The sequence below is a fragment of the Barrientosiimonas humi genome (assembly GCF_006716095.1).
GTDB lineage: Bacteria > Actinomycetota > Actinomycetes > Actinomycetales > Dermatophilaceae > Barrientosiimonas > Barrientosiimonas humi.
Map to the genome: position 1 here is coordinate 1,922,939 of NZ_VFOK01000001.1, position 15,012 is coordinate 1,937,950.

General features: G+C 73.2%; 12 protein-coding genes. 5 read left to right on the forward strand and 7 right to left on the reverse strand.

All coding sequences use genetic code 11. From position 1 onward, the window contains the following. Positions 1 to 28 precede the first annotated feature (28 nt). Positions 29 to 544 (forward strand): CGNR zinc finger domain-containing protein, encoded by a 516-nt coding sequence (locus FB554_RS08990; protein WP_142005648.1) that lies wholly within the window; start codon positions 29 to 31, stop codon positions 542 to 544. Positions 545 to 601: 57 nt separating this feature from the next. On the opposite strand, the gene FB554_RS08995 is transcribed toward FB554_RS08990, so the two are convergent. Continuing rightward, a complete protein-coding gene (locus tag FB554_RS08995) occupies positions 602 to 2,359 on the reverse strand; it encodes a proline--tRNA ligase (protein WP_170206935.1) in 1,758 nt (585 codons plus the stop codon). 109 nt (positions 2,360 to 2,468) lie between these two features. Further along, entirely contained in the window at positions 2,469 to 4,115 is a 1,647-nt protein-coding gene (locus FB554_RS09000; protein ID WP_142005650.1) for an acyl-CoA dehydrogenase family protein, read from the reverse strand. A 70-nt stretch (positions 4,116 to 4,185) separates the two neighbouring features. Between FB554_RS09000 and FB554_RS09005 the strand changes: the two genes are divergently transcribed. Next, the gene (locus FB554_RS09005; RefSeq protein WP_170206825.1) at positions 4,186 to 5,973 is read left to right on the forward strand and encodes a glycosyltransferase family 61 protein; all 1,788 of its coding nucleotides are present in this window, start codon (positions 4,186 to 4,188) and stop codon (positions 5,971 to 5,973) included. Positions 5,974 to 6,006: 33 nt separating this feature from the next. Continuing rightward, positions 6,007 to 6,777, forward strand: coding sequence for a maleylpyruvate isomerase N-terminal domain-containing protein (locus FB554_RS09010; RefSeq protein ID WP_142005652.1), 771 nt, complete (start codon positions 6,007 to 6,009; stop codon positions 6,775 to 6,777). Here FB554_RS09010 and FB554_RS09015 read toward each other — a convergent pair. The 5 genes from FB554_RS09015 to FB554_RS09035 are packed head-to-tail and all read right to left on the reverse strand — an operon-like array spanning position 6,764 to position 13,263. After that, entirely contained in the window at positions 6,764 to 6,973 is a 210-nt protein-coding gene (locus tag FB554_RS09015; protein WP_142005653.1) for a hypothetical protein, read from the reverse strand. The two genes, FB554_RS09010 and FB554_RS09015, sit on opposite strands and share 14 nt — an antisense overlap. Before the next feature lie 57 nt (positions 6,974 to 7,030). Beyond that, the gene (locus FB554_RS09020) at positions 7,031 to 8,011 is read right to left on the reverse strand and encodes an MFS transporter (protein ID WP_170206826.1); all 981 of its coding nucleotides are present in this window, start codon (positions 8,009 to 8,011) and stop codon (positions 7,031 to 7,033) included. Positions 8,012 to 8,060: 49 nt separating this feature from the next. Next, positions 8,061 to 10,397 carry a GNAT family N-acetyltransferase gene (locus tag FB554_RS09025; RefSeq protein ID WP_142005655.1) on the reverse strand — a complete coding sequence of 779 codons (2,337 nt, stop codon included), beginning with the start codon at positions 10,395 to 10,397 and terminating at the stop codon, positions 8,061 to 8,063. Further along, on the reverse strand, positions 10,394 to 11,773 hold the full coding sequence (locus FB554_RS09030) for a lysine N(6)-hydroxylase/L-ornithine N(5)-oxygenase family protein (RefSeq protein WP_142005656.1): 1,380 nt from the start codon (positions 11,771 to 11,773) through the stop codon (positions 10,394 to 10,396). Before FB554_RS09030 ends, FB554_RS09025 begins: the two co-directional genes overlap by 4 nt. Then, positions 11,770 to 13,263: a pyridoxal phosphate-dependent decarboxylase family protein gene (locus tag FB554_RS09035; protein ID WP_236022348.1), complete on the reverse strand. Its 1,494-nt coding sequence runs from the start codon at positions 13,261 to 13,263 to the stop codon at positions 11,770 to 11,772. The genes FB554_RS09030 and FB554_RS09035 overlap by 4 nt, the downstream gene beginning before the upstream one ends. 142 nt (positions 13,264 to 13,405) lie before the next feature. Between FB554_RS09035 and folP the strand changes: the two genes are divergently transcribed. Then, on the forward strand, positions 13,406 to 14,356 hold the full coding sequence (gene folP, locus FB554_RS09040; RefSeq protein ID WP_236022349.1) for a dihydropteroate synthase: 951 nt from the start codon (positions 13,406 to 13,408) through the stop codon (positions 14,354 to 14,356). Next, positions 14,353 to 15,009: an MSMEG_1061 family FMN-dependent PPOX-type flavoprotein gene (locus tag FB554_RS09045; RefSeq protein ID WP_236022350.1), complete on the forward strand. Its 657-nt coding sequence runs from the start codon at positions 14,353 to 14,355 to the stop codon at positions 15,007 to 15,009. Before folP ends, FB554_RS09045 begins: the two co-directional genes overlap by 4 nt. Positions 15,010 to 15,012: the final 3 nt, after the last annotated feature.

Consider the following 15,012-nt stretch of genomic DNA (forward strand, 5'->3'; position numbering starts at 1 on the left):
GCGGCTGTCAGCCTGCTGTAATGGCCTTATGCATATCAACCCTTACGGCGAGGAGCCGGTGCGGCTCGCCTGCGAGCTGGCCAACGACCCGCCGAACTCGTTGGCACAGCTGCGATCTCGCTGCGCCGAGGCCGACCTCGTGGTCGAGGGTCGGCCGTCCCGAGCGGACCTCGAGACGACTCTTCGCTTCCTGGACGCATGGCTCGAGGTCGTCGATGCGCCGAGCGACGCAGCCCGGGCCGGGCGGCTCAACGCGTTGCTGGCCGAGCACAGCGAGCACCCCCGGCTGACCAATCACGCCGGCGACGGCTGGCACGTCCACTACCGCGGGCGACGTTCGCTCGGCAGCATGCTCGCGGTCGTCGTCAGTGTCGGCACCGCCATGCACCTGACCGCGCGCGGCATGCACCGGCTCGGGAGGTGCGGTGCCGCCGACTGCGACCGGGTATATGCCGACACGTCACGCAACGGGCAGCAGGCGTACTGCTCACCTCGTTGTGGCAGCCGGTCGGCCGTGCGTCGCCACCGCGCCCGCGCGAGCTGACGGCGGGCGCTGCGCAGCTGCGCTCGGTTGCTCATCGACTGGCGGGAGGCGCGGCGGTCAGCCGCGCACCTCGCGCAGCACCTCGGCCACCGCGTCCTCGACCGGCACCTCGCGCCGGTCACCGCTGCGGCGGTCCTTGATCTCGATCTTGCCGTCGGCCAGGCCCTTGCCGACCACGACGATCGTCGGGACCCCGATGAGCTCGGCGTCCTTGAACTTCACCCCCGGCGACACCTTGCGCCGGTCGTCGTAGAGCACGGTGAGGTCCTGCGCCTCGAGGCCGCTCACGATCTCCTCGGCCGCGACGAACACCGCCTCGTCCTTGCCGGTGGCGACCAGGTGCACGTCGGCGGGGGCGAACGCGCGCGGCCACACCAGACCGGCCTCGTCGCGGTTGCCCTCGGCGACCGCCGCGACCGAGCGCGAGACGCCGACGCCGTACGACCCCATCGTCACCGTGACGAGCTTGCCGTTCTCGTCGAGCACCTTCAGCCCGAGCGCCTCGGCGTACTTCGTCCCGAGCTGGAAGATGTGGCCCATCTCCATGCCGCGGGCCAGGGTCAGCGAGCCGTGCCCGTCGGGGCTGGGGTCGCCCTCGCGGATCTGCGCGGCCTGGATGGTGCCGTCGGCGGTGAAGTCGCGACCGTGCACCAGGTGCAGCACGTGCTTGCCGCGCTCGTCGGCGCCGGTCACCCACTCCGACCCGACCGCGATCGAGGGGTCGAGCAGGTAGCGGATGCCGGCCGGCTTGTCCTCGCCGAGCGCGCCGGGCCCGATGTAGCCCTTGGCGAGCGCCGGGAACGCCGCGAAGTCCTCGTCGGTGAACGGCTCCGGCTCGGCCGGAGCCACCTGGGCCTCGAGCCGCTTCGGGTCGACCTCGCGGTCACCGGGCACGCCGACGGCCAGCGGCTCGCGGGTGCCGTCGGGCTGGTGCAGCATGACCAGGACGTTCTTCAGCGTGTCGGCCGCGGTCCAGGCCCGGCCGTCCTCGCGCGGGTGGGCCTCGTTGAGCCGGGCCACCAGGGTGTCGATGGTGGGGGTGTCGGGGGTGTCGTGCACCTGCGCGGCCGGCACCGCGGACGCGTCGACCTCGGCGGCCTGGGGCACCTGCACGGCCTCGACGTTGGCGGCGTAGCCGTGCTCGTCGCGCACGAAGGTGTCCTCGCCGAACTCGCTGACCGCGAGGAACTCCTCCGACGCCGAGCCGCCCATGGCGCCGGAGTCGGCGTGGACGATGACGTACTCGAACCCGAGCCGGTCGAAGATGCGCACGTAGGCCTCGCGGTGCGCGTCGTAGGACTTCTGCAGGCCCGCCTGGTCGACGTCGAAGGAGTAGGAGTCCTTCATGATGAACTCGCGCCCGCGCAGCAGGCCCGCGCGCGGCCGCGCCTCGTCGCGGTACTTCGTCTGGATCTGGTAGAGCGAGAGCGGCAGGTCCTTGTAGGAGGAGTACATGTCCTTGACCGTGAGGCAGAAGATCTCCTCGTGGGTCGGGCCGAGCAGCATGTCCGAGCCCTTGCGGTCCTGCAGCCGGAACAGCGCCTCGCCGTACTCCGTCCAGCGGCCCGTCGCCTCGTAGGGCTCGCGCGGCAGCAGCGCCGGCAGCCGCACCTCCTGGGCGCCGATGCGGTTCATCTCCTCGCGCACGACGCCCTCGACCTTCTGCAGCACGCGCAGCCCGAGCGGCAGCCAGGTGTAGACGCCCGGCGCGACGCGGCGGATGTAGCCGGCGCGCACCAGCAGCTTGTGGCCCGGCAGCTCGGCATCGGCCGGGTCCTCGCGAAGCGTTCGCAGGAACAGGGTCGACATGCGCATGGCCACGGGACAGCACTCCTCGGTGTGGGGTGCGGACGCGATGCGCGCCCGCGCCGTGAGGATATCCGTCGCCGCCCGGGCGGCTCATCCGCGTTTGCGCCGGCCCCGGTCAGCCGGTGACCGACGCGCGCTCCACCACGGCCCGTACGTCGGTGGTCGCCGGCAGCATGCCCAGCACCCCGGTCGGTTCACCGGTCACCCGGGTGGCGACGAACGCGTCGGCCACCGCCGGGTCGCTGTGCCGCACCAGCAGCGACGCCTGCAGCAGCACCGCGACCCGCGAGGCGAGCCAGCGCGCCTGCTGGGCCGCGGCGTCGGGGTCGCCCAGCCCGGCGATCGCCTTGAGCACCTCGTCGGTCGGGGCGAGCAGCCGCTCGTCGCCGGCCGCGTCGACCTCGTCGCGCCAGGCGTCGAGGCTCTCGGGCGTGCGCATCAGCGCGCGCAGCAGGTCGAGGGCGTTGACGTTGCCGCTGCCCTCCCAGATCGAGTTCAGCGGCGACTCGCGGAACAGCAGCGGCATGCCGGACTCCTCGACGTAACCGTTGCCGCCGAGCACCTCCAGCGCCTCGGCGACGTGCGTGGGCGTGCGCTTGCACACCCAGAACTTCGCGGCGGGCAGCGCGATGCGGCGCAGCGCCGCCTCGGCCGGGTCGTCGGCGTGCTCGACCGCGGCGGCCAGCCGCAGCGCGAGCATCGTCGCGGCCTCGGACTCCACGGCCAGGTCGGCGAGCACGGCCGTCATCGCGGGCTGGTCGACCAGGGCGCGGCCGAAGGCCGACCGGTGCGCGGCGTGCCAGGTGGCCTCGGCGACCCCGCGGCGCATGAGCGAGGCGGAGCCGAGCACGCAGTCGAGCCGGGTCGCGGCGACCATCTCGATGATGGTGCGCACGCCCGCGCCCTCGTCGCCGAGCCGCCAGCCGACCGCGTCGTGCAGCTCCAGCTCGCTGGAGGCGTTGGAGCGGTTGCCGAGCTTGTCCTTCAGCCGCACCAGGGTGACCCGGTTGCGCTCTCCGCCGGGCAGCACCCGAGGCAGCAGGAAGCAGGTGAGCCCGCCCGGCGCCTGCGCCAGCACGAGGAACACGTCGTTCATCGGCGCGCTGGTGAACCACTTGTGCCCGCGCAGCAGGTAGTGCTCCCCCGACGGCGTCGCCCGGGTCACGTTGGAGCGCACGTCGGAGCCGCCCTGCTTCTCGGTCATGCCCATGCCGGCGAGCGCCGACCCCTTGACCTCCGGGTCGCCGAGCGCCGGGTCGTACGTCCCCGCCGTCAGCCGCGGGGTCCAGGTCGCCGCGAGCGCGGGGTCGGCCCGCAGCGCGGGCACGGCGGCGTACGTCATCGTCATCGGGCACCCGTGGCCCGGCTCCACGTGCGCCCAGGCGACGTAGCCGGCGGCGCGGCGCAGGTGCGGCAGCGGCTCGTCGGAGACCCAGGGCGCGGCGTGCAGACCGGCGCGCACGGACCGGTCCATCAGCCAGTGGTAGCTGGGGTGGAAGTCGACCTCGTCGACCCGGTTGCCGAACCGGTCCACCGGCCGCAGCCGCGGCGGGTTGGCGTTGGCCGCCATGCCGTGCTCGCGCGCCTCGGCCGACCCCGCGAGCTCGCCCAGGTCGGACAGCGAGGCGAGCACGCCCGCGGCCCGGTCACCGGCGTACGCCTGCACCGCGTCGCGCAGCGCCCGGTCGGACTCCACGGTCGAGACGCCCTCCAGCGGCGGCGACTGGTTGGTGGGCCGGTGGGCGAACTCGTCGGTAACCATGCGGCGACGGTACCCAGCAGCGGGCCCAGGGCTGCTAGAACGACGTGGCTCGGTGAGGCAGGATGCCTGCATGGGGGACACGACGCCCGCACCCGACGAGGAGCCGCGCCCTGCCCAGGAGGGGCCAGAGCTGTCGGCCACCAGCCTGGCCGCGCTCGACCTGGCCCGGGCCGAGCTCGACCTCGCCGAGCGGTTCGTGGTGATCGTCGGGGACACCGAGGACGCCGTCGACCTGGCGCCCGCCCTCGCGGAGGTGTGGCCGACCGCGCACCTGCGGCTGATGACCAAGAACCAGCCGCCCCGCGAGCGCCGCCCCGACGACCTGCGCCTCACGCCGGTGGCGAGCGTGCCCGACATCTTCAACGCCCTGGCCGCCGGACCGGCGCCCGACGTGATCATCGAGCTGGGCGGCGACCGCGGGTATGCCGGCCACGGCGCGTTCGGCGCGACGTTCCTGTCGCTGCGCGACGGCGGCGCCTATCTCAAGGTCGACCTCGCCGGCGAGGTCGCGGCCGCGAGCGCCGACGACGCGGACGACTCGCTGTGGCAGTGGCTCGGGCGCAGCCTCGGCGACCAGCACCAGCCGCCCCGCCTCACCGGGGAGCTCGACAAGCAGGGCCTCGTGCGCACCCTCGGCGAGGCGATCAGCGGCGTCACGATCCGCGACGGCAGCGCGGTCGTGCACAAGCGCGGCGAGCACCTGATGAAGGTCAACAACCTGCTGCACCGCCCCGACGGCGAGCACCGCGTCGAGCAGACCGTGGTGCGGCGCTGCGGCGAGGGCAGCGCGAGCACCATCGCCGGCGAGCCGGCCCACGAGTTCGAGGTGACCTCACCGGTGTGGGTCAACGACGCCGAGGCCGGTGTCCGGCTGCGCGACCGCTACCTCGTGCGCGAGCTGGCGGCCCGGGAGTACCTCGGCGCGGTGTGCGCCCCGCGGGGCGTGGTGACCATGGGCGGGCTGTTCCTGCCGGAGTCGTCGATGCAGCCGCTGGTGCGTCCGTGGTTCAACCGCGGCACCCAGGACGCCGGCCCCGACTACGCTGTCTTCCCCCGGGTCAGCGGCCCGGTCCCGACCCTGCCGGGCAGCTACTACCACCTCGACAACGAGTTCCCGGGGCACTACGGCCACGTGACCACCCAGGACCTCAGCCGGCTGTGGGCCTGGGACGCGGCCGTCGAGCGCGACCCCGACGTCCGCGTGCTGCTCAGCCCGCCGACCGGCCACCAGGAGCCGCACGACTACCAGCTGCGGCTGCTCGAGGCGTTCGGCATCGAGCGTGACCGGGTCACCGTGCTGCGCGAGCCGGCCCGGGTCGAGCGGCTGGTGAGCGCCACCCTCGGCCTGCAGAACCACTACTTCGCCAGCCCCGTCTGCACGCCGGTCTGGGAGCGCATCCGCGACGCCCTGGTGCCCGAGGCCGAGGGCTCGACCCCCGAGCGGGTCTTCGTCGGGCGCAACGAGACCCGGCGCCGCTGCCTCAACGGCGACGAGGTCGAGCGACGGTTCGTCGAGGCCGGGTTCACCGTGGTGCACCCCGAGACGCTCGACATCGCCGAGCAGATCCGGGTGTTCTCCGGCGCCCGGGCCGTCGCCGGCTATGCCGGCTCCTCGATGTTCACGATGGCGTACGCCACCGGCGACACCCACTGGATCGTCATCGGCTCGCGGTCCTACACCGCGACGACCGAGCACCTGCTCGCGACGCTGCACCGGCAGCCGATCGACTACTTCTTCGCCGACCCCGAGGTCGAGCAGCCCGCGGGCGGCTTCGCGCCCGAGGCGTACTTCTCCGACTACACGTTCAACTTCGAGCGCGACGGGGCCGACCTCGACGCGCTGCTCGCCCGGCTCTGAGCGGCGAGCGCCCGGCACCAGTAGCGTGCTGTCATGCCGACGTCGGTCTCCTTCGCCCATCACCTCGACGGCCTGGCCCTGGCAGCCGCCCGGCTGCACGCGTACGGCGACGCGGCCGGCCTCGACACGGTGGTGCCGACCGCGCGCGACTGGACGGTGCGCGACCTGGTCGCCCACCAGGGGATGGTGCACCGATGGGCCACCAGCGTCGTGCGCGGCGAGGGACAGGTCGACACCGACGCGCTCGAGCGTGAGGGGCGCGAGGCGCTGGACCCGATGACCTGGCTCGGTCACGGCGCCGACCGGCTGCGGGCGGCGCTGCGCCGCGCGCCGCAGGACCTCGACGTGTGGTTCTTCCTCCCCGACGCCCCCGCCCCGCGGCACGCCTGGGCCAGGCGGCAGTGCCACGAGACGACGGTCCACGCGGTCGACGCCCTCGCGGCCAAGGAGGGGCGGGTGCCCACCGCTGACGAGGCCGACATCACCGCCGAGCTCGCCGCCGACGGCATCGACGAGCTGCTGCTGGGCTTCGCCACCCGCCGCGACGAGCAGCTGCGCACGACGGGCACCCCGTTCGAGGTCGAGGTGCGCGCCGACGACACCGGCGACGTGTGGCGAGGGCGCGTCAGCGACGGGCCGCTGCGGGTGGTGCGCGGCACCGAGGCGCGCGACGCCGACGCGGTCGTGCACGGCAGCGCTGCGCAGCTGTTCCTCGGGCTGTGGAACCGGGGCGAGGAGCTGCAGACGAGCGGGCGCGACGTGGTGCCGCTGTGGCGCGAGCGGATGCAGGTCAGCTGGAGCTGACGGGGTCGCGCAGCGGCGGCGGCAGCGCGTCCTTGCGCAGGCTCGGCACGTTGGCCGCCACGATCATCAGGGCGTGCACGCCGGCCATGGCCGTGATGGCGACGGGGAGCCCGAACCGCTCGGCCAGCTGGCCGGCCGCCAGCGCGCCGGTCATGGAGCCGGCGCCCCAGCCGATCATCCGGGCCGTGCTGCTCACCCGCGACAGCAGCGCGTCGGGGACGATCTGCTGCCGGTAGGTGATGACGGCGGAGTATTAACTCACGTGCACGACGGCGTACGTCGACCACACCGCCAGCGCGACGTAGTAGTCGGTGGTCAGTGCTGTCGCGAGGATGCACAGCGGGACCACCCAGGCGGCGAAACGGGTGAGACCGACGGCGCCCCAGCGGCGGATGAGCCGCGGCAGCAGGGCTGCCGCGACCGCGGCACCCGCCGACCAGGCTCCGGCCAGCAGTCCGAACCGCACTCCCCCGGTGCCGATGCCGAGCTGCCGGTCGGCCCAGACGACCATCAGCGCGACCATGCCGCCGCCCGACGCGGAGCCGATCACCGACACCGCGAGGAGCGGGCGCAGCACGGGATGGGAGAACAGATAGCCGACGCCTTCGCGAATGTCGGCCAGCATGGTGTTGCGTGAATCTGCCTGGTGCAGCTGAAGATTGGAGCTGATCGAGCGGATCAGGGCAGCCGAGGCGAAGAAGCTGGCTGCGTCGACCGCCAGCAGCGCCGCGGGCGCCACGAAGGCGAGGGCGACTCCCACCGCTGCTGGCAGACCCACCTCGAGCAGCGCCTGCACGCCCCACACGCGTGCGTTGGCCTCGGGCAGCCGGTCACGCCCGACGATGGCCGGCAGAGCGCCCCAGTTGGACCCGTCGAAGATCGTGACGGCCGACGCCGAGACGAACGCGGCCACGAGCAGGTGCCCCAGCGTCAGCCGCCCCAGCAGATGGGCCAGCGCGACCGAGCCGATCGCTGCGCCCGAGACGAGGTCGGCGCGCACCATGACGCGCCGCCGGTCGCGCCGGTCGCCCAGCGCGCCGCCGACCAGGCCGAGCAGCACCATCGGCAGCGTCTCCACGACGACGGTGATCGAGGTCCAGGCCGCGCTGCCGGTCATCCGGTAGACGATCACCGGCAGCGCGACCCAGGTGACGACCGCCCCGGTGAAGGACACCGTGCGCGCGCTGAAGTAGCGCACGAAGTCGGCGTCGCGCCACAGGGAGTCGTCTCGCACGCATGACAGAGTGCTAGCAATCTGTCATGCGGTCAAGGGTCGGTTTCTCTCAGCCGCGCCCGGCGATCGGGTTGGCGATCGGCCCGACGTGGATGAGCGACCCGGACTGGTCGGTGAGGTCGACCATCTGCCGGGTGTTGCGCAGCTGCAACCGGTTGAGGCAGCTGTGGCTGAACTGCGCGCGGAAGAAGTCGAACCCGTCGTGCAGCCCCGGGTGGTCGGCCCGGTGGTCGCGCACGACGCCTGCCACGACCTCCCAGAACGCGTCGTCGTCGATCACCCCGACCTGCGACAGCGTCGCGCCGAGGTGGCGCAGGAAGCCGTCGAAGACGTCGGTGAAGATCGCCATCTCGCGCTCCTCCCGGTCGGCCGGCTGGCGGATGCGCGCGACGGCCTCGGGCAGCGGCCGGTCGCTCATGACCATGACCTCCTCGCCGATGTCCTTCATGATCACCCGCACCACGCGGTGCTCGCGCAGCACGAGGATGAGGTTCTCGCCGTGCGGCATGAAGGCCAGGTCGTGCGCGAGGAGGCAGTGCAGCACCGGCCGCAGGTATGCCCGCAGATAGTCCCCGAGCCACTGCGCCGGAGCGCAACCCGAGGCCCGAATCAGTTGTGCTGCCAACGATTCTCGCTGTTGGTCCACGTGCAGCAGCGACGCCATCGTCGCGAGCCGCTCGCCCGGCTGCAGCCGCGGCACCGGGCTCTCGCGCCACAGCGCGGCGGTCATCTTGGCGTACGCCGACGACGGGTCGAGCTGCGCGTGCACCCCGCCGGTCCACCCGATCGCGGCGTGCTCGCGCAGCACCGAGAAACCGACCTCGCGCAGGTCGGCGTCACCCTCGACCAGCTCGTGCACCCAGTCGTTGATGGCCGGTGTGGCGGCCATGTATCGCGCCGACAGCCCGCGCAGGAACCCCATGTTCTGCACCGACAGGGCCAGCTTCACGAAGCTGCGCTCGGGGTGGTCCAGGTTGAACAGCGTGCGGATCGACTGCTGCGCCTGGTAACGGTCGCGCCCCTCCCCCAGCGGCACCAGCTCCCCGCGCGCGACTGCGGGTGCGTACGTGATCGCCAGCTTGTGCTGCCACTGCCACGGGTGCACCGGCATGAACCGGAACTCCTCCGGGTCGCGCCCGCTCTCGCGCAGCAGCGCGCGGAACCGGTCGTGGTCGGGGCCGAGCTCGCGCGCGTAGAACGCGTCCTCGTCCAGTCCTTCGCCCAGCGACAGCCGGGAGTCGGTCTTGCGCACCGCGACCCAGAACGGCGAGAAGGGCCGGCCGGCCTCCGGGGCGAACGCGGCGTAGTCGTCCAGCCCGAACCCGATCCGCCCGTTGGTGGCGATGAAGCTCGGGTGCCCGGTCATCGAACGCTCGATCGTCTGCGCGTCGGCCTCGACCAGCTCGGCGGCGCTCGGCTGCCGCTGGTCGTGCATCCACGCGGCGGCCTGCAGGGTGCTCGCGACCTCCTCGAGATAGATGTCGACCAGATCGCCGGGAATGCCCAGGGCAGAACGCAGCTCGAGCACCAATGCCTGCGCGTCGAGGTCGAGCTCGGCGCCGTCCGGCCCGAGCCGGCGCACGCTCGCCGGGTCGATCGCGAGGTGCTCGAGCGGGTGCGCGGAGGCCGCGAAGTCGTACGTCGTCGTGCCGGTGTCGACGCGCCAGCGCCCGTCGACCGGCTCGGGCCGGATCAGCCGCTCGTGCACCAGCTCGCGCAGCGCCTTGGTGACCAGGTCGCGCTGCGCGGCGGACATCGCCTCGCGGTTGAGGTGCGGCGCCGGCGACGGGCGACCGCGAAGGAACTGCCGCGCCAGGGCGCTGTCGGCGAAGTCGGTCCGGGTCGCGACGCTGAGCAGCGCGGTCTTGTCGGGCAGCTGCACGAGCCCGCGGGAGCGGAAGCCGGCGCGCAGGTTCTTCGCGAGGATCGCGTCGTTCGTGGCGTCGGGCTCGACGACCACCCGCTGCACCCGCGGGTCGCGGAGGCACCATCGCATGACGGCGGTCATCACGACGTCGGTCGTGCCGGTGCGCGGGGTGCGCGGCGGCGCGACGAGCACGTGCATCCCGAGGTCGCCGTCCTCGACGTCGTAGCGGCCCTGCAGCGGGCTGCGCTCCGGGTCGTAGGTCTCGGCCAGCGCGATCGGTTCGCCGTCCAGGTCGAGCAGCCACGCGTCGTGGTGGGTGCTCGCGGCGATGCCCTCGAGCTCCTCGCGCACCTGCTCCGTCGACCAGCCCTGCATGCCCCAGAAGCGCGAGCGCGGGTGGGTCACCCAGCGGTGCAGCAGGGCGAGGTCGCGCTCCGGCTCGACCGGGCGCGCGTCCACGCGGCCGAGCGGGGACTCCCACGGCAGACCGACCGCCACCTCGGCGTCCAGCAGCGTCATCGGGCCACCTCCAGGAGCTCGCGGGCCTCGACCCTCGGGGCGTTGCCTCGCGCAGGACGCATTCGGTCGGGAATCCCGAACTCCTGGAAGGCGATTCGCTCCTCGACCGGATAGACCTCGCGGCCGCAGAGGGTGTTGAGGATGACCGAGCTGCGGAACGCGCCCATCCCGAGGTCGGGGGCGAGCACCCCGGTGAGGTGCTCCTCGGCGTTCTGCACGAAGACCGTGCGGCCGGCGTCCACGCTGTAGTCCTCGGCCACGGCGTAGCGGCCCAGGTCGTCGGTCGCGATGCGCGCGCGCACCGCCTCGTCGAGGAAGTCGTGCGTGCTGGGGCGGTAACCGGTCGCCAGCACGAGCCCGCCGGTGCGGTGCTCGAGCCGGTCGCCGGTGCGACCGGAGCAGCCGCCGACGAGCACCTGCCCGTCGACCGCGGCGGCGTCGGTCACCTCGACGTCGGTGAGCAGCGTGGTCGGCACGTCGCCGCGACCCTGGACCTGCCGCTGCTGGCGCAGGCGGTAGAGGGTGTCGAAGATGTCGTCGACGAGCTCGGCGGAGATGCCCTTGTAGAGCGTGCGCTCCTCGCGGTTGAGCCGCTCGCGCACGTCGGCCGGGAGCGCGCGGCGGTGGCGGGCGTAGTCGGGCGAGGTCAGCTCGAGCGTGAGCTTGGTGTACTCCATCGGGAAGAACCGCGGCGAGCGCGTGAGCCAGGTCAGCTCCAGCTCGTCGGCGGCCGCGTGCTCGAGCAGGTCGCGATAGATCTCGGCGGCGCTCTGCCCCGAGCCGATCACCGTGACCGACCCGGTCGCCCGCAGCTCCTCGCGCCGGTGCAGGTAGTCGGCCGAGTGCACGACCGGGTGCTCGAGCCCCACCTCGGTGAGGCCGGCGATCTGGGGCACGTGGGGCACGGTGCCGGTGCCGAGCACCAGCGTGCGGGTGAGCAGCGTCGGCCCGGGGCGCCCGTCGACCTCGGTGGCGACGGCATAGCCGACCTCGTGCGGACGTACGCCCACGACGCGGTGACCGAAGCGCACCCCGAGGCGGTGCGCGGCCCAGCGGCAGTACTCGCTGTACTCGCTGCGCAGCGGGAAGAAGCTCTCCCGGATGTAGTAGCTGTAGAGCCGGCCGGTCTCCTTCAGGAACGCCAGGAAGCTGTAGGACGAGGTCGGGTCCGCCAGCGTCACCAGGTCGGCGAGGAACGGCACCTGGATCGTGGCGCCGTCGAGCATCATCCCCGGGTGCCAGGCGAAGTCGGGGCGCTGCTCCAGCACCACGCCCGAGAGCCCCTCGACGGGGTCGGCGAGGCAACCCAGGCCGAGGTTGAACGGCCCGGCGCCGATCGCCACGAAGTCGTACGTCGTCGCGGCCTGCGCGCTCATCGCGCCACCTCCAGCAGCTCGGTGCGGGCGCAGTCGTCGGCGACGGCGCAGACCTCGTCCAGCACGGCGCGCACGTCGTCGACGCTCGTGCGCGGGTTGAGCAGGGTCAGCTTGAGCCAGACCTGGCCGTCGAGCCGGGTGCGAGCGATCATCGCCGTCCCGGCGAGCAGCAGCCGGGTGACGACCTCGTCGGCCACGCGGTCGGCCTCGAGCGGGTCGGTGCCCTCGGGCTCGAAGCGGAACAGCACCGTGCTGAGCGCCGGGCGCTGCGCGAGGCGCAGGCGCGGGTCGTCCTCGACGAGGTCGGCGACCTCGCCCGCGAGGTCGATCACCCGGTCGAGCATCGCCCCGATCGCGTCGGCGCCCTCGACCCGCAGCGAGGTCCAGACCTTCAGCGCATCGAACCGGCGGGTCGTCTGCAGCGACTTGCCGACCTGGTCGGGCATGGCCGCGCGCCGCGGGTCGGTGCGCACCGGGTTGAGGTAGTCGGCGTGGTGGGCGACGTGCCGCAGCGCCGCCCCGTCGCGCACGAGCACCGCGCTGGCCGCCACCGGCTGGAACCAGGTCTTGTGGAAGTCGATCGTCACCGAGTCGGCCAGGTGGATGCCGGCCAACCGGCCGCGGTGCCGGCGCGAGGTGAGCAGGCCACCGCCGTACGCCGCGTCGACGTGCAGCCAGACCCCCGCCGCGGCACACACGGCGGCGACGTCGACCAGCGGGTCGACCACGCCGAGGTCGGTGGTGCCGGCCGTCGCGACGACGGCCATCGGCACCAGGTCGGCCTCGGCCAGCCGGTCCAGCTGGGCGCGCAGGGCGGTCGGCTCCATCCGGTGGGTCTCGTCGGTGGGCACGGTCACGACGGCGTCGGGGCGCAGGCCGAGCGTGCGGGTCGCGAGGTTGACCGAGAAGTGGCTCTGGTCGGTCGCGAGCACCCGCAACCGGTCGAAGCCCTCTGGCGCGACGGGCAGACCGGCCCGCTCGAGCGCGTCCTGGCGGGCGAGGGTGAGCGCCTGCTGGTTCGAGGCGGTCCCGCCGGAGGTGAAGATGCCGTCGGCGCGGCCGTCGAACCCGATCCGCTGCGCGGTCCAGGCCACGACCTGGCGCTCCAGCTGGGTCGCCGCGGCGCTCTGGTCCCAGGTGTCCATCGAGGTGTTCACGGCCGAGGCCAGGGCGTCGGCGGCGAGCGAGGACACCAGCACCGGGCAGTTGAGGTGGGACAGGTATCGCGGGTGGTGGAACCAGACGGCGGAGTCGAGCCACACCGAGCGCAGCTCGCCCAGCGCGGCCTCGACGCTGCCGAGCGGCCGGTCGAGGTCGACGGCGGACACGGTCTGCGTCAGCGCGGCGGGGTCGGCGCCGGAGTAGGGCCGGTCGGCCGAGGCGACCAGGTCGGCGACGGTGTCGACGGCCAGGTGCATGGCGGCGCGGTAGTCGGTCACGGCATCCTCGAACAGCAGTGAGGGGACTGCTGCCGGTGCTGCATCGGACACGGAGATCCTCTCCTCGGGTTTAGGACAGCCTTGCTTAGGGCAGGCTGACCTAACCGTGGCACACCCCTCGCCGCGCGCCGACCGGCGGCCCCTGTGGTGCTGGTCACACCGACCACCGCGCTTCGGGTGGAAGGATGACCGGGTGCCTGCGCCGCCGAACCCGCCGCCCGTCGCCCTGCCGCGCCCCCCGGCGCTGCGGCTGCGCGAGCACAGCTTCGACGCCGCCTCCCCCGCCGTCATGGCGATCGTCAACCGCACCCGCGACTCGTTCTGGTCGGGCAACCGGCACGCCGACCTCGACTCCGCGCGCCGTGCGCTCGACGCCGCGGTCGAAGACGGAGCCGACATCGTCGACGTGGGCGGGGTGCGCGCCGGGCAGGAGGGCGAGCGGGTCGACCCGGACGAGGAGATCCGCCGCGTCGTGCCGTTCCTGCAGGACGCCCGGGAGCGCTATCCGCACCTGGTGCTGAGCCTCGACACCTGGCGCTCGGAGGTGGCCCGGGCCGCCGACGGCGTGGTCGACCTGGTCAACGACACCTGGGCCGGGCACGACCCCGATCTGGCCGGCGTGGCCGCGCAGCTCGGCGCGGGACTGGTCTGCTCGCACACCGGGGGCCTGCCGCCGCGCACCGACCCGGTCGACGTGCGATACCGCGACGACCTGGGTGACGACGAGCGAGCCGTGGTGCGCGACGTGCTGGGCGGGTTGCGGGCGGGGGCCGACGCGGCGCTGGCCGCCGGCGTCCCCGCGGAGCGGATCCTGCTCGACCCCACGCTCGACTTCGGCAAGACGACCCGCAACTCGCTGGTCGTGCTGCGGCACACCGCTGACGTCGCGTCGCTGGGATTCCCTGTGCTGCAAGCACTTTCGCGCAAGGACTTCATCGGCGAGACGCTCGACCTCGACGCCGACGACCGGCTCGAGGGCACGCTCGCGGCGACGGCCGTCGCCGCCTGGCTCGGGACGTACGTCTTCCGGGCGCACGACGTGCGCGCCACCAGGCGCGTGGTCGACATGGTCGCCTCGATCCGCGGCGACCGCCCGCCCGCGCTGGCCGTGCGCGGCGAACCTCCGGCCGAAGGAGTCTCGTGACCACCACCTCCGACCTCGACCTGGCGAGCCTGCCGACGATCCGCAGCGCCGAGGAGCTCACCGCGCTGATCGGGGCGCCCGACGCCGCGGTGCGGGACAAGGCGCAGCCCGCACTGGTCGCGCAGGACCGCGAGTTCCTGGCCGCCTCTCCCCTGTGCTTCGTGGCCACCCGCGGACCCGACGGCGGCGACGTGTCACCCAAGGGCGACCCGGCGGGGTTCACCCACGTGATCGACGACCGCACGATCGCCATCCCAGAGCGCGCGGGCAACAAGCGGATAGACGGGTTCCACAACCTGCTGCACGACTCCCGCGTCGCGCTGATCTTCCTGGTGCCGGGCCAGGGCTACACGCTGCGCGTCAACGGGCGGGCGCGGCTGGTGACCGACGCGCCGTTCTTCGACGAGATGGTCGTGCGCGGGCACCGGCCGCTGCTGGCGATGGTGGTCGAGGTGGACGAGGTGTTCAACCACTGCCCGAAGGCGTTCATGCGGTCGGGGGCGTGGAAGCCGCAGACCTGGCAGCCGGAGTCGGTGATGCCGTACGCCGAGCTGGCGAAGGCGAAGTGGCGCGCGAGCGACCCGCCCGAGGAGGTCGACGCGCACTACTCGCCCGAGGCGTACGAGCGCTCGCTCTACCCGAGCGGCGACTGACCG